Annotated in this window: 26 protein-coding genes; 11 read left to right on the plus strand and 15 right to left on the minus strand. The window is 73.3% G+C overall.

Annotated features, from left to right (window positions below; genetic code table 11):
• The first annotated feature begins 102 nt into the window (after nt 1-102).
• Complete coding sequence (locus AC0KTA_RS27240; RefSeq protein ID WP_481050849.1) at nt 103-570, plus strand: hypothetical protein; 468 nt, start codon at nt 103-105, stop codon at nt 568-570.
• A 78-nt stretch (nt 571-648) separates the two neighbouring features.
• Here AC0KTA_RS27240 and AC0KTA_RS27245 read toward each other — a convergent pair whose 3' ends face one another.
• From AC0KTA_RS27245 to AC0KTA_RS27260, 4 genes are all read right to left on the minus strand, one after another.
• Complete coding sequence (locus tag AC0KTA_RS27245; RefSeq protein ID WP_481050850.1) at nt 649-1,011, minus strand: DUF4180 domain-containing protein; 363 nt, start codon at nt 1,009-1,011, stop codon at nt 649-651.
• A 63-nt stretch (nt 1,012-1,074) separates the two neighbouring features.
• A complete protein-coding gene (locus AC0KTA_RS27250; protein WP_481050851.1) occupies nt 1,075-1,890 on the minus strand; it encodes an SAM-dependent methyltransferase in 816 nt (271 codons plus the stop codon).
• A 130-nt stretch (nt 1,891-2,020) separates the two neighbouring features.
• A complete protein-coding gene (locus AC0KTA_RS27255) occupies nt 2,021-2,410 on the minus strand; it encodes a MazG-like family protein (protein WP_481050852.1) in 390 nt (129 codons plus the stop codon).
• A gap of 31 nt (nt 2,411-2,441) precedes the next feature.
• Nucleotides 2,442-3,005, minus strand: coding sequence for a DoxX family protein (locus tag AC0KTA_RS27260; RefSeq protein ID WP_481050853.1), 564 nt, complete (start codon nt 3,003-3,005; stop codon nt 2,442-2,444).
• A 147-nt stretch (nt 3,006-3,152) separates the two neighbouring features.
• Here AC0KTA_RS27260 and AC0KTA_RS27265 point away from each other — a divergent pair, with 147 nt between their 5' ends.
• Nucleotides 3,153-3,476: a nuclear transport factor 2-like protein gene (locus AC0KTA_RS27265; protein ID WP_481050854.1), complete on the plus strand. Its 324-nt coding sequence runs from the start codon at nt 3,153-3,155 to the stop codon at nt 3,474-3,476.
• Nucleotides 3,477-3,535: 59 nt separating this feature from the next.
• Here the strand turns inward: AC0KTA_RS27265 and AC0KTA_RS27270 are convergent, their stop codons facing one another.
• The 3 genes from AC0KTA_RS27270 to AC0KTA_RS27280 all read right to left on the minus strand — a co-directional run bounded on the left by AC0KTA_RS27270 (nt 3,536) and on the right by AC0KTA_RS27280 (nt 5,960).
• Nucleotides 3,536-4,420, minus strand: coding sequence for a PhzF family phenazine biosynthesis isomerase (locus AC0KTA_RS27270; protein ID WP_481050855.1), 885 nt, complete (start codon nt 4,418-4,420; stop codon nt 3,536-3,538).
• Nucleotides 4,421-4,505: 85 nt separating this feature from the next.
• Nucleotides 4,506-4,970: a lamin tail domain-containing protein gene (locus tag AC0KTA_RS27275; RefSeq protein ID WP_481050856.1), complete on the minus strand. Its 465-nt coding sequence runs from the start codon at nt 4,968-4,970 to the stop codon at nt 4,506-4,508.
• 159 nt (nt 4,971-5,129) lie between these two features.
• Nucleotides 5,130-5,960: an SDR family oxidoreductase gene (locus AC0KTA_RS27280; protein ID WP_481050857.1), complete on the minus strand. Its 831-nt coding sequence runs from the start codon at nt 5,958-5,960 to the stop codon at nt 5,130-5,132.
• Nucleotides 5,961-6,093: 133 nt separating this feature from the next.
• Between AC0KTA_RS27280 and AC0KTA_RS27285 the strand changes: the two genes are divergently transcribed.
• From AC0KTA_RS27285 to AC0KTA_RS27305, 5 genes are all read left to right on the plus strand, one after another.
• Nucleotides 6,094-7,722 carry an alkaline phosphatase D family protein gene (locus AC0KTA_RS27285; protein ID WP_481050858.1) on the plus strand — a complete coding sequence of 543 codons (1,629 nt, stop codon included), beginning with the start codon at nt 6,094-6,096 and terminating at the stop codon, nt 7,720-7,722.
• A gap of 285 nt (nt 7,723-8,007) precedes the next feature.
• Nucleotides 8,008-9,378 carry a multidrug effflux MFS transporter gene (locus AC0KTA_RS27290; protein ID WP_481050859.1) on the plus strand — a complete coding sequence of 457 codons (1,371 nt, stop codon included), beginning with the start codon at nt 8,008-8,010 and terminating at the stop codon, nt 9,376-9,378.
• Nucleotides 9,379-9,392: 14 nt separating this feature from the next.
• Nucleotides 9,393-10,562 carry a serine hydrolase domain-containing protein gene (locus AC0KTA_RS27295; RefSeq protein WP_481056579.1) on the plus strand — a complete coding sequence of 390 codons (1,170 nt, stop codon included), beginning with the start codon at nt 9,393-9,395 and terminating at the stop codon, nt 10,560-10,562.
• A 9-nt stretch (nt 10,563-10,571) separates the two neighbouring features.
• On the plus strand, nt 10,572-11,603 hold the full coding sequence (locus tag AC0KTA_RS27300) for a small ribosomal subunit Rsm22 family protein (protein WP_481050860.1): 1,032 nt from the start codon (nt 10,572-10,574) through the stop codon (nt 11,601-11,603).
• A gap of 273 nt (nt 11,604-11,876) precedes the next feature.
• Nucleotides 11,877-13,841 carry a glycoside hydrolase gene (locus AC0KTA_RS27305; protein WP_481050861.1) on the plus strand — a complete coding sequence of 655 codons (1,965 nt, stop codon included), beginning with the start codon at nt 11,877-11,879 and terminating at the stop codon, nt 13,839-13,841.
• Between the two features lie 72 nt (nt 13,842-13,913).
• Here the strand turns inward: AC0KTA_RS27305 and ddaH are convergent, their stop codons facing one another.
• Together ddaH and AC0KTA_RS27315 are read right to left on the minus strand one after the other, a co-directional pair.
• Nucleotides 13,914-14,741, minus strand: a complete 828-nt coding sequence (ddaH, locus tag AC0KTA_RS27310) for a dimethylargininase (RefSeq protein WP_481050862.1) — start codon at nt 14,739-14,741, stop codon at nt 13,914-13,916.
• A 142-nt stretch (nt 14,742-14,883) separates the two neighbouring features.
• On the minus strand, nt 14,884-15,129 hold the full coding sequence (locus tag AC0KTA_RS27315) for a DUF6243 family protein (protein WP_481050863.1): 246 nt from the start codon (nt 15,127-15,129) through the stop codon (nt 14,884-14,886).
• A 208-nt stretch (nt 15,130-15,337) separates the two neighbouring features.
• Between AC0KTA_RS27315 and AC0KTA_RS27320 the strand changes: the two genes are divergently transcribed.
• Entirely contained in the window at nt 15,338-15,970 is a 633-nt protein-coding gene (locus AC0KTA_RS27320; protein ID WP_481050864.1) for a TetR/AcrR family transcriptional regulator, read from the plus strand.
• 10 nt (nt 15,971-15,980) lie between these two features.
• On the opposite strand, the gene AC0KTA_RS27325 is transcribed toward AC0KTA_RS27320, so the two are convergent.
• Nucleotides 15,981-16,808 carry a glycerophosphodiester phosphodiesterase gene (locus tag AC0KTA_RS27325; RefSeq protein ID WP_481050865.1) on the minus strand — a complete coding sequence of 276 codons (828 nt, stop codon included), beginning with the start codon at nt 16,806-16,808 and terminating at the stop codon, nt 15,981-15,983.
• Between the two features lie 170 nt (nt 16,809-16,978).
• On the opposite strand from AC0KTA_RS27325, the gene AC0KTA_RS27330 reads away from it, so the two are divergent.
• Nucleotides 16,979-17,746 carry a bifunctional DNA primase/polymerase gene (locus AC0KTA_RS27330; protein ID WP_481050866.1) on the plus strand — a complete coding sequence of 256 codons (768 nt, stop codon included), beginning with the start codon at nt 16,979-16,981 and terminating at the stop codon, nt 17,744-17,746.
• A gap of 146 nt (nt 17,747-17,892) precedes the next feature.
• On the opposite strand, the gene AC0KTA_RS27335 is transcribed toward AC0KTA_RS27330, so the two are convergent.
• The 5 genes from AC0KTA_RS27335 to AC0KTA_RS27355 all read right to left on the minus strand — a co-directional run bounded on the left by AC0KTA_RS27335 (nt 17,893) and on the right by AC0KTA_RS27355 (nt 22,811).
• Nucleotides 17,893-18,867 carry an SCO2278 family lipoprotein gene (locus AC0KTA_RS27335; protein WP_481050867.1) on the minus strand — a complete coding sequence of 325 codons (975 nt, stop codon included), beginning with the start codon at nt 18,865-18,867 and terminating at the stop codon, nt 17,893-17,895.
• A gap of 35 nt (nt 18,868-18,902) precedes the next feature.
• Nucleotides 18,903-19,709, minus strand: a complete 807-nt coding sequence (locus AC0KTA_RS27340) for an FTR1 family iron permease (protein WP_481050868.1) — start codon at nt 19,707-19,709, stop codon at nt 18,903-18,905.
• Nucleotides 19,710-19,798: 89 nt separating this feature from the next.
• Nucleotides 19,799-20,644 (minus strand): heme ABC transporter ATP-binding protein, encoded by an 846-nt coding sequence (locus AC0KTA_RS27345; RefSeq protein ID WP_481050869.1) that lies wholly within the window; start codon nt 20,642-20,644, stop codon nt 19,799-19,801.
• Nucleotides 20,641-21,681, minus strand: coding sequence for a FecCD family ABC transporter permease (locus AC0KTA_RS27350; protein WP_481056580.1), 1,041 nt, complete (start codon nt 21,679-21,681; stop codon nt 20,641-20,643). Before AC0KTA_RS27350 ends, AC0KTA_RS27345 begins: the two co-directional genes overlap by 4 nt.
• A gap of 47 nt (nt 21,682-21,728) precedes the next feature.
• Nucleotides 21,729-22,811 (minus strand): heme/hemin ABC transporter substrate-binding protein, encoded by a 1,083-nt coding sequence (locus tag AC0KTA_RS27355; RefSeq protein ID WP_481050870.1) that lies wholly within the window; start codon nt 22,809-22,811, stop codon nt 21,729-21,731.
• 51 nt (nt 22,812-22,862) lie between these two features.
• Between AC0KTA_RS27355 and AC0KTA_RS27360 the strand changes: the two genes are divergently transcribed.
• Complete coding sequence (locus AC0KTA_RS27360; protein WP_481050871.1) at nt 22,863-24,467, plus strand: HtaA domain-containing protein; 1,605 nt, start codon at nt 22,863-22,865, stop codon at nt 24,465-24,467.
• Nucleotides 24,468-24,528: 61 nt separating this feature from the next.
• Nucleotides 24,529-26,142, plus strand: a complete 1,614-nt coding sequence (locus tag AC0KTA_RS27365) for an HtaA domain-containing protein (RefSeq protein WP_481050872.1) — start codon at nt 24,529-24,531, stop codon at nt 26,140-26,142.
• Nucleotides 26,143-26,231: the final 89 nt, after the last annotated feature.

Genomic DNA, 26,231 nt, shown 5'->3' on the forward strand with positions numbered 1-26,231 from the left:
CACCGTCAGACATGGCGGGCCCGTCGGGCCGCAATCGGGCCACTGCGGGCGGCGGTCGGCGAGGCAGGCACCCCACACTCCCCCCATTGAAGGCAGGCCCCCATGAGGCATGGCAGATTCGCCCTCGGCTCGGCCCTCGGCGCCGGCGTGCTCGCCGTGAGCGCCCTCGTCCTCGCTCCGGCCGCGGGCGCGGTGGAGCCGCAGGAGGCGACCATCGACTTCGACTGCGGTTCGTTCGGCTCGGGCAAGGCGACGCTCAAGGCCACGCAGGACGGCACCGCGGCCACCATCGACATCTCGACGTCGGCGATCACCGCGCCGATCGACGTCGGCGCGGGCGCGGCGAGCTCCGAACTCACGCTCACCAAGAACGGCTCCGGCACCGCGACGTTCAGCGGCAACTCCAACCCGGCGATACCCGCCGGCAGCCCCGTCTCCACCGGCCCGCTGAAGGGCACCGTCGCCGCGGGCGACAGCCTGGAGGCCAAGTCCCTGAAGGTCGTCGTCTTCGGCATCACGGCGACCTGCAACGCGACATCGGCGCAGTCGCCGGGGCCGTTCAAGTTCTGAGCTCGTTCGTACGCAGGCGGGGGCGCCGCCGTCCGGACGGTGGACGGCGGCGTCCTTCCGCGTACGGCGCCGCGGGGCTCAGCCCTTGAAGCGCTCCGAAAGCTCCTCGTCGTCGGCGACGAACCAGGTCTGGCGGCCGCGGTTGCACTCCCGGACGAAGTCCCGCAGCGCCGAACTCCCCTCCGTGTGCCGGGAGATGTCACCCAGGACCACGAGCCCCATGCGGTACTGCACGAACTTCTGCACGATGTCGCCCGCGACGCGGGTGCGCAGCCGGAAGAACGCCTCGTCGAACCGGCCCGCGGGGACCACGACCCACTCGGCGCCCTGGTAGGAGGCGTTCCCGATGAGGTCCAGGACATCGCGCTCGGCGGCGATGGCTTCGCCGTCGGGCGGACACAGCAGGACGGGTACGTCGTGGATCTTCCGCAGGGTGGTCATGGTCGTCGAGGGTAGTTCGGCGCGCGGACCCGGTCGACGCGGTTTCCTCGGCCCTCTCTTTGCTCAGCCCTCGGACACCGGCACCAGAGTCAGATACGCGCTGCCCAGCACCCGGCGGTAGCCGCGCAGGAAGGCGGCGCGGTGCCGGTCGGCGCGCTCGCGCAGCGCGACGGCCGCCGGATGGCCGGGGCGGGCGGCCAGCCACTCCTCGGTGTCGGCCAGATACCCGGACTCGAACTCCTCCCACTCCTCCTCGCCCGCCGTCTCCACCCACAGCGGGCGGAACCCGGCCGCGACCGCCGCGTCCACGAGGTCCGCCAGGTACAGGTGCTCGCCAGTGTCGGCGTCCGGCCACATGGCGGTCAGCTCGGCGGGCGTGGGCGTGCGCTGCCAGAAGCCCTCGCCGAGCACGACGCGCCCGCCCGGGGCGACCAGGCGGCGCAGGGCGCGCAGCGCCCCGGCGGTGTGCGGGGGTCCGGCGCCGGCCGGGCACAGGGCCTGGGCGGAGCCGAGGCACAGGACGACGTCGGCGGGGCCGCGGGCAGTGTCCGTCGCCGACTCCGCGACGAACTCGGCGCGCCCGCCGAGACCGCGTGCGTCGGCGTTCGCGCGGCCCCGCGCCAGGTCATCGGCATTGAGGTCGACGCCCACGCCGGTCGCCGCCGGGGCCGCCTCCAGGAGGCGGAGCATCAACTCGCCCCAGCCGCACCCGAGATCGAGCACCGTGCCGCCGCCCGGGACGCGGTGCAGAGCCTCGGCGGCCCGCCCCACGATGCGGGCGGCACGGGCCTCGGACAGCGGCCCGTGGAAGGTGAGACGGGCCAGCCGCGGCGGGGGAGCGTCGGCCGCGGTGAGGTCGGTGCTGCTGGTGGTGGTCATGGCGGGGGACGCTAGCCCGTCAACTGCGCGGACGCTCCTGGATTTCGGTCGGACATGGCCGTACCGCGATTTCGGTCGGACGTGGCCGTACCGCGGTTGCGCTCGGACGCGGCCGTACCGCAGACGACGGTCACGACGGCACCGACCGTTCCTCGACCGCGCGCAGGCGGCTCGCGAGTGCCTGTTCCGGGGCGGGGGTGAGGGTGCGGAGGGCGACCAGGGCCGTGATGGCGACGTCGCAGAGCTCCGACTGGACGTCGTCCCAGGTGTGGGTGGTGCCCTTGCGGGGGTTCTGGCCGGTGGCGCCGATGACGGCCTGGGCGACCTCGCCGGTCTCCTCCGACAGCTTCAGCATGCGCAGCAGGAGGGTCTCGCGGGGCGAGTGCCGGCTGTGGGACTCCAGCCAGCCGTGCAGACGGTCGACGGCTCCCCAGAGGTCCGTGGGGTCGGGCGCGGGGACATCGGCGGGGGTGTGCGCTGCCGCGTCGGTCGCGCGCGGCACGGGGATCGGGTCGGCCATGGGGTGCAGCCTGCCACGGGCGGGCGGCGCCTCACTCCTCGGGCGGTACGTCCTGCTGCGCGGCCCGTGCCGCCTGTACGTTGCGGTGGCGCGCCCGCACCATCGCCGCCGTGCCGATCGCCGTCGCGAGCAGCGCGGCCGGGGCCATCCAGGGGCGGTTCAGGACGTCGCCGAGCGCGTGGTCGGCGGAGATCCTGCCCGGGCCGGTGACGGCGAGAGCCGCCGAGACCAGGCCTAGGACGGCCGGGTACTCGTATCCGCCGCTCTGGTTGAAGAAGCCGTTCGGCGCGTGCACGGGCGCCGCGCCCGCCATCGCGCCGGCCGCCGCGGACCCCGCCGCCGGGGTGGCGAGGCCGAGCGCGAGCAGCGCCCCGCCGCCCGCCTCCGCGAGCCCCGCGACGACGGCGTTCACCTTGCCGGGCGCGTATCCGACGGACTCGAAGAACGCGCCGGTGCCCTCGACCCCGCCGCCCCCGAACCAGCCGAAGAGCTTCTGCGTCCCGTGGGCGGCGAGCACCCCGCCCGTGCCGACGCGGAGCAGCAGCAGGCCGACGTCGCGCCGGTCGAAACAGGAACAGGCACAGGAACGGGTCACGGCAGCTCCCAGCAGGAGTCGGGGTCGTCTCCCTCCCACCGTCCACCGCGGCGACGCCGGGCACGCGGTGCGGTCGGCCGTACGGGTGAGGGGTCGCACGGGGGTTCCCGGGTGGCGGGGCGGCGGGCCCGGTGCGAGCGTGGGCCCATGACCATTCAGACAAACCGGCTCAGCGACCCCACGGTCCGGGCCTTCGTCAGCGCGGTGAACTCCCACGACCAGGCCGCCTTCCAGGCCCTGCTCACACCCGACGCGACCATGTCCGACGACGGCTCCGACCGGGACCTCCACGAGTGGGCCGACCGCGAGATCTTCTCCTCCAACGGCCACATGGACGTCGAGTCGGAGTCGGACGGCGGGCGCGGGCTCGTGGTCAGCTACCGCAACGACACCTGGGGCGAGATGCGTACGAAGTGGCAGTTCACGGTGGCGGACGGGAAGGTGTCCCGGTTCGAGACGGGCCAGGCCTGACGTTCGAGACCGGTCAGGCCTGACCCGCCGTCCTTCCGGGCGGACCCGTCGGACACGCCCTAGTCGGGGATGCGCACCGCCGCCCCCGAAACCCGCACCCGCGCGTCCCCCTCCCGCAGCGTCACCGTGAGCTCCCCGGGGCGCCCCATGTCCACGCCCTGGTGGAGCGTCAGCTCCGCCGCGGCCGGGACCAGGCCGAGCTCCCGTGCGTACGCGCCGAACGCCGCCGCGGCCGCGCCCGTCGCCGGGTCCTCGACGACGCCGCCGACAGGGAACGGGTCGCGGGCGTGGAAGACCGTGTCCGACTCCCGCCACACCAACTGCACGGTCGTCAGGTCGAGCCGGAGCATGAGCGCCTTCAGACGGTCGAAGTCGTACGCGAGGTCGGCGAGGCGGGCGCGGGTGGCCGCCGCGAGGACCAGGTGCCGGGCGCCCGCGAAGGCGATCCGGGGCGGCAGGCCCGGGTCGAGCTCGGCCGCCCGCCAGCCGAGCGCGGCGAGCGCCTCCTCGACGTCGGCCGCCGCGGCCTCCTCGACGTGCGGCGCCACGCTCGTCAGCGTCGCGCGCAGCTCCCCGCCGGACTCGGCGACACTCACCGGCACGGTCCCGGCGCGGGTGGCGAACACGAAGTCGCCGGGACCGTCGCGCTCCGCGAGGGCGACCGCCGTGGCGACCGTGGCGTGCCCGCAGAAGGGGACCTCGGCCTGCGGGCTGAAGTACCGCACGGTGAAGGCGCGGCCCTCGGCGCCGAGGGAGGCCGGGCCCGGGGTCAGGAACGCCGACTCGCTGTAGCCGACCTTCTCGGCGACGGCGAGCATGTCCGCGTCGCCGAGGCCGGTGGCGTCCAGGACGACGCCGGCCGGGTTGCCGCCGGCCGGGTCGGTGGCGAAGGCGGTGTATCGCAGTACGTCGGGGTGGTCCGCGGTGCGGTCGCTGTGGCTCATGCCGCACGACAACCGCCGCGCGACCGGGTCCATTCCCGGCCACGCGGCGGCCGTCATTCGTGTGGTGTTGCGTACCCGCTTGTCCTCAGTGGCAGTTCTTGTACCCGTTGTCCCGGGTCGTCCACGAGCACGAGTCGAGCTGCGAGCCGTTCGGCTTGATGAGCCGGGCCTTGTCGCTGGTGTTGTTCCACACGTGCCAGGTGCGGCCCCAGTACCGCACGCCCGAGGCGTTGGTGCCCTTGCCGGTGCGGACCTTCACCGTCTTGCCGGCGCCGATCTTGTAGCTGCCGAAGGTGTACGTGTAGCCGGTGTTGTCCTTGAGCTTGTAGCCCTTGAGCTGGATGGCGCCGCGGGTGTTGTTGTGGATGTTCACCCACTCCCCGTTCACCGAGGTGCGGGAGCTGGTGTCCCGGCCGGGGCTGTCGAACTGGATGTAGCCGAGGTGCAGACCGCCCTGGTGACGCGCCGCGGCCGCCGGGGTGGCGACGAGCAGCGGGGCCGTGACGGCGGTGGCGGCGAGGACGGCCGTGGCCATCGAACGTATGCGCAAGTTGTGCTCCGAGTGTGAAGTTCCTGTGGAGGGCAGTGAGCTTAGTCCGGCGCTGTACGACTCCGGAGCGCACTCCGGGCATATGACTGGAACTCGGCCCTCGCGGCCGTACTGCAATCGGCCCCACCGGGCCTACGCACACCCTCCGCTGACCCGCTGTCAGCCGCGCCCGACGTACGGCATCGCCGTGGCCAGCACCGTCGCGAACTGCACATTGGCCTCCAGCGGCAGCTCCGCCATGTGCCGCACGGTGCGGGCCACGTCGGCCACGTCCATGACCGGCTCGACCGCCAGCTCCCCGTTCGCCTGGAGGATCCCGGAGCGCATGCGCTCGGTCATGTCGGTGGCGGCGTTGCCGATGTCGATCTGCCCGACGGCGATGCGGTACGGGCGGCCGTCCAGGGACAGTGACTTGGTCAGGCCCGTCAGGGCGTGCTTCGTGGCTGTGTACGCGACCGAGAGCGGGCGCGGGGCGTGCGCCGAGACGGAACCGTTGTTGATGATGCGGCCGCCCTGCGGGTCCTGCTCCTTCATCAACCGGAAGGCCGCCTGGGCGCACAGGAATGCGCCGTTGAGGTTCGTGTCGACGACGCGGCGCCAGGCGTCGTAGGGCAGCTCCTCGACGGGCACGCCGCCGGGGCCGAACGTACCGGCGTTGTTGAAGAGCAGGTCGAGACGGCCGAAGCGGTCACGCACGGCGGTGAAGAGGGCGGCCACGTCGTCGGGGAGCGCGACGTCGGTGCGGAGGTAGAGGGTGCGGGCGGCCGGGCCCGGGTCCAGGTCCGGGTCCGGGCTCTCCAGGGGTGACGCCTCGTCGGATCGCGGCGCCGCGGCCAGCGCCGCGGTCTCGCGCAGCGTCTCCTCGCGCCGCCCCGCGAGCGCCACCGACCAGCCCGCGCGGAGCAGTTCGAGGGCGACGGCGCGGCCGATTCCGGAGCCCGCTCCGGTCACCACGGCGGTCTTCGGGGGTGCCGTTCGCTCAGCGTTCATGGCCCCGCAGCGTACGGGAGGGTCCGCCACACGGACCTCATCTGCCCGCCATTCGGCTGTTGTGTACGTGACAGGCGGGTGTCGTCCCCGGCCAGTCCAATGCCCCTTGCAACCATCTTCAGGGGAGGGGCACATGACACCCGCAGCTCAGCACTCACCCGAACTCCGCGCCGCCGCACGCCACTTGGGCCGCCGCCGGTTCCTCACCGGCACCGGCGCGGCCGCCGCCCTGGCCTTCGCCACCAACCTGCCCACCGCCGGCGTCGCGGGCGCGGCCGAGATGGACGCCGCCCGCGTGCCCGCCGACCCCTTCACCCTCGGCGTGGCCTCCGGCGACCCGCAGCCGAGCTCCGTGCTGCTGTGGACCCGGCTCGCGCCCCGGCCCTTCGAGCAGGGCGGCGGGCTGCCCGCCGCGCGCGTCACCGTCCAGTGGGAGCTGGCCCGCGACCCGCGCTTCCGGCGCGTCGTCAGACGAGGCACGGTCACCGCGCACCCGGAGTTCAACCACTCCGTGCACGTCCAGGCCGACCACCTCGACGCCGACCGCACGTACTACTTCCGCTTCCGCACCGGCAAGTGGCTCAGCGAGACGGGCCGCACCCGCACCGCGCCGCCCGCCTCCAGCCGCGCCGCGCTCACCCTGGCCGCGGTGTCCTGCCAGGCGTACCACGACGGCTACTTCACCGCGTACAAACACCTGGCCGAGGACGATGTCGACGTGGTCTTCCACCTCGGCGACTACCTCTACGAGTACGCCGTGAACTCCGCCGGCGGCGCCCGCAAGTACACCGACCGCGTGCTGCCCGACATCTTCAACCGCGAGACGCAGACCCTCGACGACTACCGGCGCCGGTACGCGCTCTACAAGTCCGACCCCGATCTGCGCGCCGCGCACGCCGCGCACCCCTTCGTCGTCACCTGGGACGACCACGAGGCCGAGAACAACTACGCCGACGACCTCGACGAGAACGGCAACCCGCCCGAGGAGTTCCTGCTGCGCCGGGCCTCCGCCTACCGCGCGTACTGGGAGAACCAGCCGCTGCGCCGCCCGCAGCGGCCCGCCGGGCCCGACATGCAGCTCTACCGCCGGCTGAACTGGGGCCGGCTCGCCCAGTTCGACATCCTCGACACCCGGCAGTACCGGTCCGACCAGGCGTACGGGGACGTGGCGCACGTGCCGGGACCCGAGTCGCGCGACCCCCGCCGCACCATCACCGGTGCCACCCAGGAGCGCTGGCTCATCGACGGCTGGCGCCGCTCACGCGCCCTGTGGAACGTCGTCCCGCAGCAGGTCACCTTCTCCCAGCGCAGGCTCGACCTGAACGCCGCCGCCAAGCTCAGCATGGACGCGTGGGACGGGTACTCCGCCTCGCGCGACCGCGTGCTCGCCGGGGCGCGGTCCGCCGGGGTCGACAACCTCATGGTCCTCACCGGTGACGTCCACGTCGGGTACGCCTTCGACATCAAGGCCGACTTCGACGAGCCGTCGTCCAAGGTGGTCGGGACCGAGATCGTCGCCACGTCCATCTCCAGCGGGAAGGACGGCGCGGAGCGGCCCGCCAACTGGGAGACCTACATGAAGGCCAACCCCCACCTGAAGTTCTACAACGGCCGGCGCGGCTACGTCACCGTCTCCCTCGGCCGCTCCGAGGCCCGCGCCGACTTCAAGACGCTCTCGGCCGTCACCACCCCCGGAGCCCCGCTCACGACGGCGGCGTCGTTCGTTACGGAGGCGGGGGATCCGGGGTTGCGTCCGGCGTAGGGCCCTGCGGGGCTTTCCCCAGTCCCGCCCCTTCCCGTAACCAGGGGGCTCCGCCCCCTGGACCCCCGTATCGGCGCTTCGCGCCTCGTCCTCAAACGCCGGACGGGCTAGAACCCTGCCGCACCGGCGAAGTATTCAGCCCCTCCGGCGTTTGAGGAGCGGGGGTCCGGGGGCAGAGCCCCCGGTTTCGGGAAGGGGCGGGCCTGGGGCGCACCCCGCGAGGGCACAACCACCCCCCGCGCCCTGAGACGATAGGGGCCACGAGCAACTACCGGGAGGGGCGCGATGGCGGAGGCCAGACAGGCCGAGGGGCGGATACCTGAGGCGGCGGGGCCCACCGGACCAACGGACCCCGTCGCCCGCCGCGTGGCGACCGGCACCCTCGTCACCCTCATCCTGGGCGGCCTCACCGCCATGCCCCCACTGTCCATGGACATGTACCTCCCGGCCCTGCCGGAGGTCACGGACGCCCTGCACGCCCCGGCAGCCACCATCCAGCTCACCCTCACCGCCTGCCTCATGGGCATGGCCCTCGGCCAACTCGTCGTCGGCCCGATGAGCGACAAGTGGGGCAGGCGCCGCCCGCTCCTCGTCGGCCTGCTCGTCTACATCCTCGCGACAGCGATCTGCGCGCTGGCCCCCACCGCGGAACTCCTCATCGCCTTCCGCCTGCTCCAGGGCCTCGCGGGCGCGGCGGCGATCGTGATCGCGCGGGCGGTCGTCCGTGATCTGTACGACGGCGTGGAGATGGCCAAGTTCTTCTCGACGCTGATGCTGATCTCCGGGGTGGCCCCGATCGTCGCGCCGCTGATCGGCGGCCAGGTCCTGCGCCTGACGGACTGGCGGGGCATCTTCGTCGTCCTCACGGTCATAGGCGTCGCGCTGACCCTGCTGGTGTGGCGCCGCCTGCCGGAGACGCTGGCGCCCGCGGACCGGCACGACGGCGGCACCGTCCAGGCGCTGCGTACGATGCGTGGCCTGCTCGCGGACCGGGTGTTCACGGGCTACATGGTCGCGGGCGGCTTCGCCTTCGCCGCGCTGTTCGCGTACATCTCGGCCTCGCCGTTCGTCATCCAGGAGATCTACGGGGCGTCGCCGCAGACGTTCAGCCTGCTCTTCGGCGTGAACTCGGTCGGCCTGATCGTCGTCGGCCAGATCAACGGCAAACTCCTCGTCGGCCGGGTCAGCCTCGACAAGGCGCTCGGCTTCGGGCTCGCCGTCATCACGCTCGCCGCGACCGCGCTGCTGTTGATGACGAGCGGGGTCTTCGGGGACGACATCGGTCTCGCGCCGATCGCCGTCGGCCTGTTCGTGCTGATGTCGGCGATGGGCCTCGCCATGCCCAACACCAACGCCCTCGCCCTGATGCGCACCCGGCACGCCGCGGGCTCCGCCTCCGCGCTGCTCGGTACGTCCTCCTTCCTCATCGGCGCGATCGCCTCGCCGCTGGTCGGCATCGCGGGTGAGCGGACGGCCGTGCCGATGGCCGTCGTCCAGCTGGTGTGCGCGCTGGCGGCCGTCGGCTGCTTCGTGGGACTGTGCCGCCCGTGGCAGCAGAACCAGGACGCCCGGCTGCCGGAGCCCCCGGCCGCGGCGGCCCCCTTGCCCGACGCGGGCACCACGCCCCTGCCCGAGCAGCGGAAGACGGACCGCTGACCGCGCCCCGGGTACTGCGCCCGGGCCCCGCGGACCGCGCCGGACTCGACGCCGACGGGCTGCGCCGTCTCGTACGCGACGTACGCGCGGCGACCCGCGGCCCCCGCCCCTGGTGCGCGGGCGCCGTCGTCCTCGCGGGCCGGGGTCCCGTGATCGCGGTGGAGGAGGCGGCGGGCTGGGCGGTGCGGTACGCGGCGGCGGCCGGGGACGCCGGGCGTGCCGGGGAGACCGATGCGGCCGCCGTGGGCGCCCTGGGCGTCGAGCTGCCGCCGGAGCAGCGCGTCCCGATGACCACCGCCACGCCCTTCGATCTGGCCTCCCTCACCAAGCTGTTCACGACCGTCGCGGTCGTGCAGCAGGTGGAGCGCGGCGCCCTCGACCTCGACCGGCCGGTCGCCCGGTACGCCCCCGAGTGCACGGCCGCCGCGCGGCACGGCCTCACGGTGCGCCGGCTGCTCACGCACACCTCGGGGCTGCGGCCCGAGCTGCCGCTGTACGAGCTGCCGGACGTGCCGGCGCGGCTGCGGGCGCTGCGTACCGAGGCGCCGTCCGGCGAGATCGGCGCGTACGTCTACTCGGACCTGAACATGCTGCTGCTCCAGCAGGTCCTGGAGCGGGTCACCGGCCGCCGCCTGGACCGGCTGATCCGCGACGGCATCACCCGGCCCCTCGGCATGACCGCCACCGGCTTCGGGCCGTGCCCGGACGCGGCCGCCACGGAGGACCAGCGCAGGCCGTGGGCGAAGGCGGACCGCGGCATGCTGCGCGGCGAGGTGCACGACGAGAACGCCTGGGCGCTCGGCGGAGTGGCGGGCCACGCCGGGCTCTTCTCCACCGCCCGTGACCTGGCCGTCCTGTGCCGGACCCTGCTGTGCGGCGGCACCTACGGCACGGCCCGGATCCTCGGGCCCCGGCACGTCGACCTGATGCTCGCCCCGCCCGGCCTCGGCTTCGCCGTGGACCAGCCGTGGTTCATGGGGGAGCTCGCGGGCGGCGGCGCGGCCGGGCACACCGGCTTCACCGGCACGTCCCTCGTCCTCGACCCGGCCACGGACACCTTCCTGATCCTCCTCGCCAACACCGTCCACCCGCGTCGGCGGCCCCCCGACAACGGGCCTCGGGTCCGTGCGGCCACGGCGCTGGCGCGTGCGGTGGCGGCGGCCCCCACTCCGCCGGGCCACTAAACTCACGGGGTGCGCGACCAAGCTTCCCCCGCAGGGGCCCACCCGGCAGCCCCCGCCGAGACCCTCCGTACCGCCCTCGCGGGCCTCCTGGAAGACCTGCCGCCCAAGGCGGCGGCCCAGGCCGTGGACCGGCTGATCGCGAACTACCGGGGCACCACCCCCACCGGCGCCCCCGTCCTGCGCGACCGCGCCGACGTCACCGCCTACGCCGCGTACCGCATGCCCGCCACCTTCGAGGCCGCCCGGTCCGCCCTCGACGCCCTCGCCGCGGCTGCCCCCGCCGACTGGCGTCCGGCGGGGCACACCGACATCGGCGGCGGTACCGGCGCCGCGACCTGGGCCGTCAACGCCACCTGGCCCGGCGCGCGCCCCGTCACCGTCCTCGACTGGGCCGAGCCCGCCCTCGCCCTCGGCCGTGAAATCGCCGCCGCCAACCCGGAGTTGGCCTCCGTCCAGTGGCAGCGCGCCCGCATCACCGCCGCCCTCGACCTGGATCCGGTGGCCCTCGTCACCGTCTCCTACGTCCTCGGCGAGCTGACCGGCGCCGACCGTGCGGCCGTCGTCGACGCCGCCGCCCGGGCCGCCACCGGCGCCGTCGTCGTCATCGAGCCCGGTACCCCCGACGGTTACGCCCGCGTCATCGAGGCCCGCGACCGTCTCGTCGCCGCCGGCTTCCGCGTCGCCGCGCCCTGCCCGCACAGCGCCGCCTGCCCCATCGTGCCCGGCGAGGACTGGTGCCACTTCTCCGTCCGCGTCGCCCGCTCCTCCCTGCACCGCCAGGTCAAGGGCGGCTCGTTGGCGTACGAGGACGAGAAGTTCTCCTACGTCGCGGCGGTCCGGCCCGACGGGGGTCCCGCCGTCGGGCCCGTCCCTCGCCGCGTTGTCCGCAAGCCCCAGATCCGCAAGGGCCAAGTTCTCCTTGACCTGTGTGACGCGGATGGCGCACTGCGCCGGGAAACGGTGACAAAGCGACATGGTGCGCTGTATCGCGAGGCGCGGGGCACGGGGTGGGGCGACGGGTGGCCGCCGGCGGGGTCGTAGCCCTCGCGGGGGCGCCCCAGGCCCGCCCCTTCCCGAAACCGGGGGCTCTGCCCCCGGACCCCCGCTCCTCAAACGCCGGAGGGGCTGGAACTCAGCCGCACATTCTCAGCCCGTCCGGCGTTTGAGGACGAGCCGCGAAGCGGCGATAAGCAGGGGTCCAGGGGGCGGAGCCCCCTGGTTACGGGAAGGGGCGGGCCTGGGGCGCCCCCCCCCGCGAGGGCACAACCACCCCCTCTTAGAACCCTCTTAACCCCACCCACTATCCACAACCCCATGCCCGTCAAGCGCACCTTCACCCTGGCCCTGGCCGTCTCCCTGACCGCCGCGGGAGCCACCCCGGCAGCCGCCACCGCCCCACCCCGCCACCCCCACGTCACGCTGGCCGTAGACGGCGGCACCGCCCTCATAGACCCCGCCACTCTCGCGGTCACCGCCCGCACAAGCAGCGGCCGCACCCAGCACCTCTCCGCCCCCGCGGCCACCGCCCTCGGCCGCCCGGGGCGAGTCCACCGTGCCAACAACGGCCGGGCGCACTGGAGTTACCCCACCCGGGGCCTGGAGGCCGACGCCCGGGTCGATCACGGGCGCCTGTCGCTCACCCTCACGGCCCACCGGGACACCAAGCTCCGCTGGCCGGTCACGGGTGCGGACGCCGCCCGTAGCTCCTCCGGGAGTCTTCAACTTCCCCGCGGCGAAGGCCTGGACATCCCCACCGCGGACCCCTTCTGGACCACCGGCAAGGAGAAACTCCCGGGCACCACCCTCGACATGGGCGCCGACCTGACCCTGCCCCTCTGGGGCTACTCCTCCGGCCGACGCCAGGGCGGCGTCAGCTACCTCATACCCACCGACATCGGCACATCCCTGGCGTTCGACGCGACCCGCGGCGGCCGCCTCCGCACCACCGCCGCCCACACCTTCGACGCCGGCGACGGCACCCGCACGTACACCGTCACCTTCGCCCTGACCGACGGCAGCCCCGTCGCCCCGGCTGCCGACTACCGCGCGTACCTCGCCGAACGCGGCCGTCTCGGCAGTCTGAAGGCGAAGATCCGCCGCAATCCGGCTACCGAGCGGCTCCTCGGCGCCTTCCATGCGTACGTGTGGGGCGAGGCCCGTACCGCCGCGGGCATCCGGCGGCTGCGCGCGCTCGGCGTGGACCGGATGTGGCTCGGGTACGACGCCGGGGCCGATCCCATGGGGAAGAAGGCCGTCGCCGCCGCCAAGAAGGCGGGGTACCTCGTGGGCCCGTACGACACCTTCGCCAACGGGCAGGACCCGAAGTCCGCCGACAGCCCCACCTCCGTCTGGCCCGGCACGGTCTACCCGGACTTCTGCGTGCGCGACGCCGACGGCAAGCCGCACACCGGATTCGGCGGCCGGGGCTGCTACTTGAGCTCGGCCGTCTTCGAACGCGCCGAGCCCACCCGGCACTTGCTCGCCGACCGCACCCGGGCCATGGTCCGCAACGGCGCCGACAGCTACTTCCTCGACGTCGACGCCACCGGCGAACTGTTCCGCGACCACTCCGCCGCGCATCCGATGACCAAGGCGGGCGACCGCGCGCACCGCCTCGCCCGGATGCGGCGGATCGCGGACTCCGGACTCGTCCTCGGTTCCGAGTCCGCCCAGGCCTGGGCCAACAAGGCAGTCGCCTTCGACCACGGCAGCGCCACCCCGGTCGCCGACGGCATGTGGGCGCTGCAGAAGGACCGCGAGAAGTGGGGCGGTTACTACCCGGAGAACGCCCCGGGCATCTTCTTCAAGCCGGTGCGGCTCCCGGCCTCTCTTTCCAAGGCCATGTACGACCCGCGCTACCGCGTCCCGTTGTACGGGACAGCCCTGCACGGCTCCACCGTGAGCGCCGAGCGCTGGGAGCTTTCGTACGAGAAGCTGCCCGCCGAGAAGACCCGCCGTGCGCTGCTCGCCATGCTCTACAACCGGCCGCTCAACTACGTCCTCGACGGCCCGGCGTTGAAGCGGCACGGCTCCGAACTCGCCGCGCTTCAGCGGTACTTCGCGCCGCTGCACCGGGCGGCCGGCACCGAGCGGCTCACGTCCTTCCGGTTCCTGACCGCTGACCGGCGGGTCCAGCGCACCGTCTTCGGCGACGGCATCCTCACCGTCACCGCCAACTTCGGCAAGAAGACCCACGCCGGCCTGCCCGGCGGCTGCGTGGACGCCCGGCTGCGCACCGACACCCACGCGCGCCGCCTGTGCCCGGCCGACCTGGGCTGACGTATATGTAGAAAAAAGGGGTGCGGGTGGTCGTCGGCCACCCGCACCTACCGGTACGTCGCGCGCCGTGCGCTACTTGCCGCGCAGCTCCTGCGTGCAGCACTTCACGCTGCCGCCGCCCTTGAGCAGCTCGCCCAGGTCCATCCCGATCGGTTCGTAGCCGCGCTCGCGCAGCGGCTCGAAGAGGCCGACCGCGGCCTGCGGGAGCAGCACGTGCAGGCCGTCGGAGACCGCGTTCAGGCCGAGCGCGACGGCGTCCGGCTCCTCGGCGATCAGCGCGTCCGGGAACAGGCGGCGCAGCACCGCCTGGCTGCCGGGCGAGAACGCGGCGGGGTAGTACATGACGTCGTCGGCCCGGTCGTCGAGGACCGCGAGCGCCGTGTCCAGGTGGTAGTAGCGCGGGTCGACGAGGTCGAGGCCGATCACCGGGCGGCCGAAGACCTCCTGGGCCTCGCCGTGCGAGAGCGGGCTGGCGCGGAAGCCGCGGCCCGCGAGGACGTAGGAGGAGGTGACGGCGAAGTCGCCCTCGCCCTCGTTGATGTGGGTCGGCTCATGGACCTCGGTGAAGCCGTTGGCGCGGAACCACTCCAGGTGCGCCGCGGCCTCCGCCTGGCGCTCGGGGTACGCGAAGCTCGCGCCGAGGACCCGGCCGTCGACGACGGTCGCGCCGTTGGCCGCGAAGACCATGTCCGGCAGGTCCGGACGCGGCTTCAGCTCCTCGACCGTGTGGCCGAGCGAGCGGTACCGGTCCCGCAGGTCTTCCCACTGGGCGACGGCGAGCGGGACGTCGACGGGTTTGGCGGGGTCCATCCACGGGTTGATGGAGTACGTGACCTTGAAGTGTGCCGGTGGGCACATCAGGTAGCGCCGGGGTGTGGCGCGCCGGGCGACTCGATGCAACGAAGGCTCCTCACGGACCGCAGGGGCTGTTGCTGCCCATGGTGCGGTCTGAGGAGCCTTCGCGCAGTGATCTGAGCGGTACGTGCTGACTTTCGAGCTGACTTGCGGGGCGGTATTTCCTCATGAACCGGATGTTCCGGGGTCACGAGCCGTCGTTCCGCGACCCGTTCTCTCCGGTGTTCCGGTCCTCGCCGGTGTCATCTCCGGTGTCCTCTCCGGTGTTCGGAGACCGTCCCTCCTGAAGTTTGCGGAGCAGTTCGCGCTTCTGCTCCTGCGGGCTGAGCCCGCCGCCGACACGGCCCCCGTCGCGGCCGCCGCGCAGCGCCTTGCGGGAGAGCTTGCTGCGCGTACCGCCGACGCCGAGCATTCCGGATCCGCCTCGTGACATGTCGTACCTCCGTGATCGATACCTGTGACCCCTGCTGGGCGAGACGTATCGTCTCGCTTCGCTCTCGACTGTAAGCGAGACGGATCGTCTTGTCGAGTGATTTACGAGTGGTCGGGAGGGTGGTCGGGGGGTGGCCGGGGGAGTGTTCGGAGATTGGTCCGGAGATTGGTGAGACGCGGCGTCTCGTGGCGCTGCTACATTCGATGTCATGGCCCAGAAAACCGCCCCTGACTCCACGCGCCGCAGCGAGCGCTCGCGCCGCGCGATCTACGACGCCGCTCTCGCTCTGGTCGGCGAGGTCGGCTACCCGAAGATGACCATCGAGGCGATCGCCGCCCGCGCCGGCGTCGGCAAGCAGACGATCTACCGCTGGTGGCCCTCCAAGAGCGCCGTCCTGCTCGACGCCTTCTTCGACCTCTCCGAGCAGGCCAACGCCGAGCTCAGCGAGAAGGCGGGGCTCGACGAGGTCGCGACCGCCATCCCGGACACCGGCGACCTGGAAGCCGACCTCAAGTACGTCCTGCGCGCCACCGTCGACGAGATGACCGACCCCAAGTTCGACGCCCCGGCCCGCGCCCTGGCCGCCGAGGGCGTCGTCAACGAGCAGCTCGGCGCCGAATTCCTCGAGAAGCTGCTCGAGCCGCAGCTCCAGCTCTACGTCGACCGGCTGCGCGCCGGGCAGGAGCGGGGCGAGGTGGCCCCCGGCATCGACCCGCGCATCGCCCTCGAACTGTGGACGGGACCGCTCGCCCAGCGCTGGATGCAGCGCACCGGCCCGCTCACCCACGCGTACGCCGACAAGCTCGTCGAGTACGCCCTGTACGGCATCGCGCCCCGCTGACCCCACCGCGTCATGCGGCTCTGGGCGTACGTGCGAGGCGTCCCGGCGCGTCCGTGATCACGCCGTCGCAGCCCAGCCGCAGCACCCGGTCGCGCTGGCGCGGCGTGGTCACGGTGTGCGCCCACACCCGCGGGATGCCGGAGTTGACCGCGCGCAGGAGATCCGCGTCACGCGCCTTGTAGTCCACGTCCAGGACGTCGACGAAGGACGCCCAGCGCGCCGGGCGGTCGGTGCGGAGCTGGGCCTTCGTGCGCCACAACTGGGCGAGCAGGCCCAGCTCGTGGGCGCGGCGGGCGACCGAGGGCCGGTTGGAGTTCACGAACACCGAGCGGGCCAGGCCGCGCGCGTGGATCATCGCGCCGAGCCTGGCCAGGCTCGGCGCGTCCTTGGCCTCCAGCATCAGCATGATCCGGCCGCCGAAGCGGTCGAGCACCTCCGCCACCGTCGGCGGCCGCTCGGCCCGCCACCGGCCCGGCACGCCCGCCGGAGGCCGCAGCCGCAGCCGCCGCCACTGCTCGCGGTTCAGCCCGCGCACCGGTCCGGTGGAGTACGTCGTGCGGTCCACGGTCGCGTCGTGCATCACCACGAGCGTGCCGTCGCGCAGCATCCGGGTGTCGGCGTCGAGGACCTGCGCGGTGCCCCGCTCGAACGCGGTCACCAGGCCGGACATGCTGTTCTCCGGGACTTCGAGGGCGCCGCCGCGGTGCGCGGTGTAGACGACCGGCGGGAGCGCGTCGACGGTCAGCGGGCCGCCGCCCCACTCCAGAGGGGTCGTGAAGCCGGCCGGTCCGACGAGGGCCAGGGCGGTGAGGCCCGTCAGCACAGTCCTAGTGACCATGGCGAACACCGTAGGTGTGCGATGAGACGCATAGTGTGAAATGACGCGCTATGTCACCCAGCGGCTGGCATTGCCCCAGGTACCCCGGATGTGGACTACGGCCACCCGGGGAGCAGGATGGTGGGACCATAGGTCATGCTGTTCCGCACAATGGCAAGGTGAGGGGATAGATGGGCGCAGAGTACGGCCGGCCGTCCGGCGCGCAGAGCAGGATCTCCCAATGGCTTCGCCGCCGCGGGCGCACGGGCGCCGACGGCTCGGGTGCCGAAAGCGCCCGCCGCGAGGACCTGCTGCTCGCCGTCGCCGCCGCGGGACTGCCGCTCGCCCCCGCCGCCCACCCGGCCGGGTACCGCTGTTCCTGCGACCGCATCGGCTGTCCCACCCCCGCCCGGCACCCCGTGTCCTTCGCCTGGCAGACGCAGTCAAGCACCGACCGCGCGCAGATCGAGCGCTGGGCCCGGCACCAGCCGCAGGCCAACTTCATCACCGCCACCGGCATGGTGCACGACGTCCTGGACGTGCCCCTGGACGCCGGGCGCGCCGCCCTCGCCCGGCTGCTCGCCTCCGATGTGGAGGTCGGCCCCGTGGCGGAGTCCGACGGGGCGGGCGACCAGGGGCGGATGCTGTTCTTCACGGCGACCCGCGGCACCCCCGAGGACGAGGACGAGTGGTGGCCGTGCGAGCTGGACTGCCACCCCGAGACGATGGACGAGCACCCCGGCCTGCGCTGGCACTGCCGCGGGTCGTACGTCCTCGTGCCGCCCGCGCGCCTTCCGGGTGAGCTGGCGGTCGGCTGGGTCAGGGGACCGGAGTTCGCGCTGCCGGACCCGCTGACGCTCCTGGAGATCCTCACCGACGAGTGCGCGCGGTACGCGGGGGAGACCAAGGACGACGCGGAGGACGCGGAGGACATCGCGGCCTGGCCGCTGCGCGGCTGAGCAGGTCGGGTGATGTCCGCTGCGGTTCGGGGCGCCCTGAAGGGCTGCGGTTCGGTGGCGCCCTGAAGGGGCGCGGGGAACTGCGCGACCAGCCACAACGGGCCTGCAGGCGCACGACGGCCTGGCGCGGACAACCAGCGGAGCGCCTACTCGCCCTTCGCTCCCACCAACCCTTGCATCCGGCTCAGTACCGTCACCTTGCCCGAGCCCTTGGGGTCCACGGCCACCTGGTTCGAGACCCGCTCCAGCGTCACGGACTGCTTGGCCTCGCCCTTCATCAGGGCCTTCACGTCCGGCTCCACGGTGACGTCGAGGCCCTTGGACGCGGTCTGCTTCTCGTAGTGGTGCGTGGTGAAGAACACCAGCGCGCCGCCGTCCTTCGTGCGCAGGCCGACCGGGGCGAACGCGCCGTCGTTCTGCGGCTCGTCGATGTACTGCACGGCCAGGCCCAGCCGCTTCTTGTTGCGGTCGCGGGCCGCCTTCCACTGCGTGGTGTGCGCGCCGGGCGTGAAGGTGTCGCCGCCCGACTTCAGGAACGTCGTGTACTCGCCGCCGAGCCGCCGCGGCGCCACCGCGAGCCCGGAGGCGCCCACGTCGACCGGCTCCACGTGGCCGTCCTCGTCCTTCTTCAGCTCCGGCAGCCGGTCCGGCTGGATCAGGTTGAGATACGTCGCCTGCCAGAGCCCGTCCGCGTCGACGCGGGTGAAGACGATCAGCCAGCGGTAGCCGTGCGGCTTGCGGTTGGCGAGCGCGTCGACGACGAACCACCGCGGCCAGCCCGCCTTCTTGGGGATGGAGTACGTCACATCCGTCAGCTTCAGCGGCACGTGCCGGGAGTTGCCGTCCGGGTTCTGCGCGTGCCGTGCCTTCAGGCCCGCCTGGTTGATGGCGCCGAGCGGACCGGTGACGCGGGCCGCGTCCAGGGCCGGGTCGTACGCCTTGTCCGCCTTGTTGTAGGCGGTGAGGAAGTCCTTCAGCGCGCGGACGGCCTCGGGCCGGGTCGCCGTGCGGACGACCTCCCGCTCGCCGTGCACCGTCACGCAACCGCTCGCCGTCAGCGAGAGGACCGCCACCGCCACCGCGTACGAGACCGGCCGGCCGAGTCTGCGAACCCTGCTCATCGGATACCTCCACCTACCCCTTCCGGGCCCGAACCCTATCGGGACCGGGAAGCGGCCCGACGCCGGGCTCCGGCTATGCGCGGGCGGCCCGGCGACGGCACGAGCAACAGCGCGAGCACCGCCAACAGATACAGCGCCCACACCGCGGTCTGCGTCACCGTCGGACCCGGCCGGAGGCCGAACGCGCCCTCCAGGAGCATGCCGTACCAACTGTCCGGCGGGACCGCCGCGCCGACGTCGAAGGCCTTGTCCCGCAGGCCGCCGACGAACCCGGCCTCCTGCAGGTGGCGCACGCCCGTCGCGAGCACGCCCGCGGTCACCACGGCCGCCGTCGCCCCCGCCCACCCCGGAAACGTCGCGTGCCCGGCGCGCACGATGCCACGGCAGCACAGCCACCCCACGGCCACCGCCGTGAGCAGCCCGAGGACGGCGCCGGCCAGCGGGGCGTGCGTGCCGTCGCCGGACGCCCGCACGGCTCCCCAAAAGAACAGCGCCGTCTCCACACCGCCGTGCCCGACGGCCAGGAACGCCGCCCCGGCCACCACCGCGGCGCGCGGCCGGGCGGCTTGCCGCATGCCGACCAGCAGCCACGTCACCAGGACCACCGCGGCGACCGACAGCCAACCCCCGTACGCCTCCCGCGCCTTGAACGTCAGCTCCCGCGAGCCGAACGTCAGCGCGCAGCCGAAGCCCAGCGACAGCGCCACCGCCGCGCCGCCCCCGGCCCCCACCGCCCGCAGCGCCCCGCGCCGCCCCGACCGCACCACGTACGCGACGAGGACACCGATGAGCACCGCCGCCGCCAGGCCCGCGCGCAGACCGATCAGAAAGGTGTCGAACATCCCCGCCCCTGCGCCTCTTCGGTGAACCCCGCGTCTCTTCGGCGAACAGGGACAGCATGCGGCACCGGCCCCGCGCGGGGACCGCCGCCTCAGGCGTCCCGGAGCGGAGCGACCAGCGGCACCCCGGTCCGCGGGTGCGGGAACACCTCGATGGGCTGGCGGTACACGTCCGACAGGAGCCCGTCCTCGAATACGTCGCCGGGGGCGCCGTCGGCCGCGACGACCCCGCCGTCCAGGACCACCGCGCGGTCCGCGTACGCCGCCGCGAGGCCCAGGTCGTGCAGGACGACCACCACCGCGTCGCCCGCGGCGGCCCGTTCCCGGCAGACCCGCAGGACCAGCTCCTGGTGGCGCAGGTCGAGGGCGGCCGTCGGCTCGTCGAGCAGCAGCAGCGGGGCGCGCTGGGCGAGGACGCGGGCCAGCGCCACCCGGGCCCGCTCGCCGCCGCTGAGCGCGGAGAACGGCCGCGCGGCGAACCCGCTCACCTCGGTGGCCGCCATCGCCTCGCGCACGGCCTTGTCGTCCTCGTCCGCCAGGCGGGTCCCGGCCCAGGGCGCGCGCCCCATCCGGACGACGTCCTCCACGGGGAACGGGAAGGAGAGCGTCGCCGACTGCGGCAACACGGCCCGGCGCAGCGCCAGTTCGGGAGCGGGCCACGCCCCGGCCGCCCGCCCGCAGACCCGTACGGCGCCGGAGGCGACGGGCAGGTCGGCGGCGAGCGCGGCAAGGAGGGTGGACTTCCCGGCCCCGTTGGGCCCGACGAGCGCGAGCACCTCGCCCGCGCGGGCCGCGACCGTGACCCCCTTCAGCACCTCCCGCGCACCGAGGCGCACCCGCGCGTCCGCGGCCTCGGCGAGCACCTCGCCGGGCGACACCGGCTCGGGCGGCACCCGGTCACGTACGCCGAAGAGCCTGCGGCTCAGCTGCCCGATCATGCCCAACCCCCTTGCCTGCGGCGGGTCCTGCGCAGCAGCCAGAAGAAGAACGGGCTGCCGAAGAGCGCGGTGAGCACGCCGAGCGGCAGCTCGGCGGGCGCGGCGACGGTGCGTGCCGCGAGGTCCGCACCGACGAGGACGACGGCCCCGCCGAGCGCGCTGCCCGGCACCAGGAACCGGTGCCCGGGACCGGCCGCCATCCGCAGCAGATGCGGCACGAGCAGCCCCACGAACGTGATGATCCCCGCCACCGCCACGGCCGCCGCCGTGAGCAGCGCCACGACGAGCACGAGCACCATCCGCAGCCGCTCCACGTCCACGCCCAGGTGCCGCGCGGGCCGCTCCCCGAGGGCGAGCAGATCCAACTTGCGTGCGTAGAGCGGCGCGACGAGCAGTCCGGCGGCCGCGCACGGCAGCACGGCGAGCACCTTCGGCCAGGTCGCCTGCGCCAGCGAACCCAGCTGCCAGAACGTGATCTGCGTGACCTGCGCGTTGTCGGCGAAGAAGAGGAAGAGCCCGATGAGCGCGCCCGCGAAGGCGTTCACGGCGATGCCGGTGAGGATCAGCGTCACGACTTCCGTACGGCCGCCGTCGCGCGACAGGACGTACACGAGCAGCACGGTGGCGAGCCCGGCGACGAACGCGCACACCGTGACGGTCCAGTTCCCGAAGAAGCTCAGCCCCAGCGCGATCGAGGCGACCGCGCCGACCGCCGCCCCCGACGAGATGCCGATGACGCCGGGCTCCGCGAGGGGATTGCCGAACACGCCCTGCATCAGCGCGCCCGCGCAGCCGAGCGAGCCGCCCACGAGCAGCGCGAGCGTCACGCGCGGAAGCCGCACGTTCCACAGCACGCTCTCGCCGACCCGGTCGAGCGCGTGCCCGCCGAGACCGATCCGGTGCTGTACGGACGCGACGACGTCGCCGAGCGGGATGTCGTACGCGCCGATCCCGGCGGACAGCAGGCTCAGTACGACGAGGGCGGCGACGAGGCCGGAGGTGAGGAGGTACGGCGCGCTCCGGCGTGCCGTGCGCACCTCCTCGACCTCGTCCTCCCCCTGCTCGACCGGTCTGGTGGTCACGCTCACTCGGCGTCCTTGTAGAGCTGGTCCACCAGGGACTTGAGGACCTGGTCGGTGCGCGGGCCGTAGTTGAGCAGGACGCCGTCCTCGACGGACACGACGCGGCGGTCGAGGCCCGCGGGCGTCTCGGCCACGCCGGGGATCTTCACCAGGCCGTCGACGCCGCCCACGGAGTCGAGCCCCTTCGCCATCACGAGGATCGCGTCCGGCGCCGCCTTGGCGAGCGCCTCGCTGGTGATCGCCGTGAAGTCCTTCTTCAGCCCGGACGCCTTGCCCGCGTCGACCGCGCCCGCCGCTTCGAGCAGCGAGCCCGCGCCGGAGTCACGCCCGCCGAGCAGATAGACGGAGGCCGACCCGCGCAGATAGAGGAACGCCACACGCGGCTTCTTCGACTGCGCGGGCACGGACTCCCGCACCTTCGAAATCCGCTTCTCCGTACGGGACTTGAGCTGCTCGCCCGCCTCCTCGACACCCAGCGCCTGCGCCACCGCGCCGATGCGCGGGCCCACGTCGGCGAGGCTCTTGGCCGGTTCGAGGACGACGAGGGGGATGCCCGCCGCGCGGATCTGGTCGATGGCCTCGGCGGGTCCTGTCGTGGTGTCCGCGAGGACGACCGTGGGCTTCAGGGACAGCACGCTCTCCGCCGAGACGTCGTGCGCGCGCGTCACCACGGGCAGCTTCTTGGCCTGCTGGAAGGTGGCGGTGATGTCGCGGGCCACCACGTTCTTGCCGAGGCCGAGCGTGAACACGATCTCGTTGAGGCTGCCGGTGAGCGGCACGATCCGGTCGGTCTTCTTGACTGTGACCCGCTTGCCGTCGGCGGACTTCACGGTCACCGGCAGCTTCGGCTCCGGCGTGCCCGCCAGCGGCTCGACACGGTCGGCGGGCGCGGCCTTGGCCTGCGGTCCGTCCTTCGGCCCGCCGTTGGGGGAACCGCCGTCGTCCGACGACCCGCATCCGGTGAGGGTGAGTACGAGTACGGCCGTCAGAGCGCCGATCGTCCGGAGTGGGCGCGGCTTGCGCGCCAGTGAGCGGGGATTGCGCACCGAAGTCCACCGTCCTGTCGTGGGGTTCCCCGTAGTCATGATCGTAGATTAGGTTAGCCTTACCTTAGAGGCTAGACCCGGAGGGGTTCCATGTCGTCGTCGAGACAGTCGGCGGTGCGCCGTCGTGCCCGCGTCCGCGCCGGAGTCGTGGTCGTCGTGGCCGGACTCGCCGGAGCGCTGCTGCCGACGACCGCCGCGCACGCGAAACCGCGCACTGTCCAGGGCGGCAGGCTGGACTGGGGCATCAAGGCCTCGTTTCAGAGCTATGTCACCGGCCCCATAGCCAAGGGCAGTTGGAACCTTCAGGGCGGCGCGGCGACGGTCGGCGGCAGCCAGTTCCGCTTCCACTCGGCCAAGGGTTCGTACGACGCCGACAGCGGCGCCTTCACGGCCGCGTTCTCCGGAGGCGTGCACTTCACCGGGCACAAGAAGGGCGGTTCGTACGCCCTCGACCTGACGATCAGCCGCCCGACCGTCAAGGTCTCCGGCGGCTCCGGCACCCTCTACGCCGACATGGTCAGCAAGGACAAGGGCACCGGCCGGGTCACCTCGACCGCCCAGGTGCCGCTCGCGTCCCTGAACGTCTCCGGCATCGACATGAAGGGCGGCACCGGCCCGATCGCCCTCACCAACCTGCCCGCGACGCTCACCGCGCAGGGCGCGAAGGCGTTCGCCGGGTACTACACGGCGGGCACGCGGCTCGATCCGGTGAGCCTGTCGACGGACCTGGTGGACGCCAAGAAGCCGACGGAGAAGCCCGACAAGCCCACGGAGAAGCCCGGCGGGAAGACCGCGGAGAAGAAGGGCAAGGACAAGGCCGCCGGGCGCATCGAGGACGCCGCCGTCGACTGGGGGGTGCGCCGCACCTTCCGCGAGTACGTCTCCGGGTTCATCGCCAAGGGCAAGTGGACGCTGTCGTCGGGCGCCCAGGACGGCGGCGCGCTGTTCCGCTTCCCGCGCGGCGAGGGCGCGTACGACGAGAAGAAGCGGACGCTGGCCGCGGACTTCGCCGGGGCCGTGCGCTTCACCGGCAAACACGGGCTCGACATCCGGCTGAGCGAGGTCGCCGTCGGCGTGAAGGACGGCAAGGGCACGCTCTACGCCGACGTGAACAACCCGGAGTTCCGCAAGAAGAAGGCCGCCCTCGTCACCTTCACGGCCCCTGAACTCAAGGACCTCAAGCCGCGCGACGGCCTGATCGCCGTCACCGAGGCCCCCGCGAAACTCACCGCCGACGGCTCCAAGGCGTTCGGCTCGATGTACGAGCCGGGCACCGCGATGGACCCGGTCTCGCTGGCCGTCGCCGTCGACGACGAGGCCCGGCTGCCCGCCCTGCCGGACCTCGGCTCCGCGGCGGCGCCCGGTGCGAAGAAGCCCGGCTCCGGGGCGAAGTCGGAGCGGGCGGGCGGGGCCTCGGACTCGGCCGACTCCGGTGACTCCGACTCCGGCGGCTCGTCGAAGGCCTTGCCGATCACGCTCGGGGCGGTCGCGGCCCTGCTGGTCGCGGCGGCGGTCGCGTTCCGGTGGGGGCGGAGGCGGCGCCTCGCCGGGGCGGGGGCTAGTGGTTCCGCAGAGCCGTCCGGTTCCGCCGAGTCCGCTGCTTCCGGTGGGTCGTCCGGCCCTTCCGGGACCCCTGAACCCGGCCCTTCCGGGACGCGTGAATCCGGCCCTTCCGGGACGCCTGAAAAGGACTGACCCCTTCCCGCCTCCCTCTTTTCCCCCTCTTCCCCTCTTCCCTTACGAGGAGCAACTGACCATGGCAGCCACCCGCCGTCCCATAGCCCGCGCGGCCGCCGTCGCGACGGCCGCCGCTCTCGGCGCCGCCGCGCTCGCCCTGCCCGCCGTCGCGGCGGAGACGCCCGCAGCGACGCCCGCCGGAACCCCCGCCGACGCCCCGGCCGACGCGCCCCGCACGGCCGCCGCGCGGCAGGCGCCCCCGGCCTACACCCTCACGGACGGCACCCTGGACTGGGGCCTGAAGGAGTCCTTCCGCAAGTACGTCACGGGCATGGCGCACGGCAAGATCACGGCCGGTGGCGGCGCCAAGCAGGCGCCGGACAACGGAGTGTTCACCTTTACCGGCGGCAAGGGCACGTACGCGCTGGCCGACCACGCGATGAAGGCCGCCTTCAAGGGCGACGTCCGCTTCACCTCCACGGCGCACAAGTTCGACATCAAGATCGCCGACGTCAAGGTGCACACCAAGGGCAAGACCGGCGCGATCCAGGCCGACGTCACGCTCAACGGCGCCAAGCAGAACGACATCGACCTCGCGAAGCTGGACCTCACCGACGTCCGGCCCGGCCAGGGCCAGGGCGGCGCGATGACGTTCAAGGACATCCCGGCGACGCTCACCGCGAAGGGCGCGAAGGCGTTCAACGGCATGTACCAGGAGGGCCAGGTCCTCGACCCGGCCACGCTGACGGTGAAGACCGGCGGCCCGGCCCCGTCGCCGAGCCCCACGCCCAGCGGGACCACGAGCAAGCCGCCCCAGAAGCCGGGCAAGCCCAGCGGGAAGCCGACGCCGTCCAAGCCCCCGTCGAAGCCGACGCCGAAGCCCACGTCGGGTGCGGGCGGTTCGGGCGGTTCGGGCGGGCAGGCGTCGGCCGACGGAGTCGTCGGCGGCAAGCTGGCCTGGGGTCTCAAGGAATCCTTCCGCCGCTACATCTCCACGGGCGGCGGCGTGCAGACGGGCGACGGCGCCAAGAAGACCCCGGCCGGGTACGACTTCCCGTACGCGAAGGCGTCCTGGGACGCCGGCGCCAAGAAGGTCGACGCCTCCTTCGGCGGCAGCGTGCGCTTCCGCTACAAGGGCCACGGCATCGACATGAAGTTCAGCGACTTCAAGGTCCGTACGAACGGCGCGACGGGCACGCTCTCGGTGGACGTGAAGACCCCGGCCCGCACCAGCAACGACGTGAAGTTCGCGACGCTCGACCTCTCCAAGGCCTCGTACGCCGCGAAGAACGACGTCGTCCTGCTGGAGAAGGTCCCGGCGCGGCTCACGGCGGCGGGCGCCGAGCAGTTCGCGAGCGAGGCGAACGGGTCGCCGTACAAGAAGGGGGAGAAGCTCGACCCCGTGACGGTCGCGCTCACCCTCTCCGACGGCGCCGAGCTCCCCGCGGCCAACGGCGGATCCGGTGACGGCGGTGCGGCGGGCGGCGCCGCGGGGGCGGGCAGTGGTTCGGCCGGCGGCGGCAGCGTCGGTGGCGGCGGGTCGGTCGGCGGCGGCGGATCGCTGGCCTCGACGGGGTCCGGTACGCCGTCGGGGGCGCTGCTCGGGGTCGCGGGCGCGGTGGTCGTGGCCGGGGCCGGGGCGGTGTACGCGGCGCGGCGACGGCAGCCGACGTCGCAGGGCGGGCACGCGTGAGGTCGACCACGGCCTGAACGGGCGGCGGGTGCCCGGCACTTGAGGTGCCGGGCACCCGCCGTCCGCCGTCCGGGCGGTGCCGCGCGGGT

Source organism: Streptomyces sp. Y309 (assembly GCF_056712025.1).

Coding starts and splice junctions, on each gene's coding strand:
- AC0KTA_RS27240 (WP_481050849.1), top strand. CDS start 103: ATGAGGCATGGCAGATTCGCCCTCGGCTCGGCCCTCGGCGCCGGCGTG.
- AC0KTA_RS27245 (WP_481050850.1), bottom strand. CDS start 1,011: ATGACCACCCTGCGGAAGATCCACGACGTACCCGTCCTGCTGTGTCCG.
- AC0KTA_RS27250 (WP_481050851.1), bottom strand. CDS start 1,890: ATGACCACCACCAGCAGCACCGACCTCACCGCGGCCGACGCTCCCCCG.
- AC0KTA_RS27255 (WP_481050852.1), bottom strand. CDS start 2,410: ATGGCCGACCCGATCCCCGTGCCGCGCGCGACCGACGCGGCAGCGCAC.
- AC0KTA_RS27265 (WP_481050854.1), top strand. CDS start 3,153: ATGACCATTCAGACAAACCGGCTCAGCGACCCCACGGTCCGGGCCTTC.
- AC0KTA_RS27270 (WP_481050855.1), bottom strand. CDS start 4,420: ATGAGCCACAGCGACCGCACCGCGGACCACCCCGACGTACTGCGATAC.
- AC0KTA_RS27280 (WP_481050857.1), bottom strand. CDS start 5,960: ATGAACGCTGAGCGAACGGCACCCCCGAAGACCGCCGTGGTGACCGGA.
- AC0KTA_RS27285 (WP_481050858.1), top strand. CDS start 6,094: ATGACACCCGCAGCTCAGCACTCACCCGAACTCCGCGCCGCCGCACGC.
- AC0KTA_RS27290 (WP_481050859.1), top strand. CDS start 8,008: ATGGCGGAGGCCAGACAGGCCGAGGGGCGGATACCTGAGGCGGCGGGG.
- AC0KTA_RS27305 (WP_481050861.1), top strand. CDS start 11,877: ATGCCCGTCAAGCGCACCTTCACCCTGGCCCTGGCCGTCTCCCTGACC.
- AC0KTA_RS27315 (WP_481050863.1), bottom strand. CDS start 15,129: ATGTCACGAGGCGGATCCGGAATGCTCGGCGTCGGCGGTACGCGCAGC.
- AC0KTA_RS27320 (WP_481050864.1), top strand. CDS start 15,338: ATGGCCCAGAAAACCGCCCCTGACTCCACGCGCCGCAGCGAGCGCTCG.
- AC0KTA_RS27325 (WP_481050865.1), bottom strand. CDS start 16,808: ATGGTCACTAGGACTGTGCTGACGGGCCTCACCGCCCTGGCCCTCGTC.
- AC0KTA_RS27330 (WP_481050866.1), top strand. CDS start 16,979: ATGGGCGCAGAGTACGGCCGGCCGTCCGGCGCGCAGAGCAGGATCTCC.
- AC0KTA_RS27335 (WP_481050867.1), bottom strand. CDS start 18,867: ATGAGCAGGGTTCGCAGACTCGGCCGGCCGGTCTCGTACGCGGTGGCG.
- AC0KTA_RS27340 (WP_481050868.1), bottom strand. CDS start 19,709: ATGTTCGACACCTTTCTGATCGGTCTGCGCGCGGGCCTGGCGGCGGCG.
- AC0KTA_RS27345 (WP_481050869.1), bottom strand. CDS start 20,644: ATGATCGGGCAGCTGAGCCGCAGGCTCTTCGGCGTACGTGACCGGGTG.
- AC0KTA_RS27355 (WP_481050870.1), bottom strand. CDS start 22,811: ATGACTACGGGGAACCCCACGACAGGACGGTGGACTTCGGTGCGCAAT.
- AC0KTA_RS27360 (WP_481050871.1), top strand. CDS start 22,863: ATGTCGTCGTCGAGACAGTCGGCGGTGCGCCGTCGTGCCCGCGTCCGC.
- AC0KTA_RS27365 (WP_481050872.1), top strand. CDS start 24,529: ATGGCAGCCACCCGCCGTCCCATAGCCCGCGCGGCCGCCGTCGCGACG.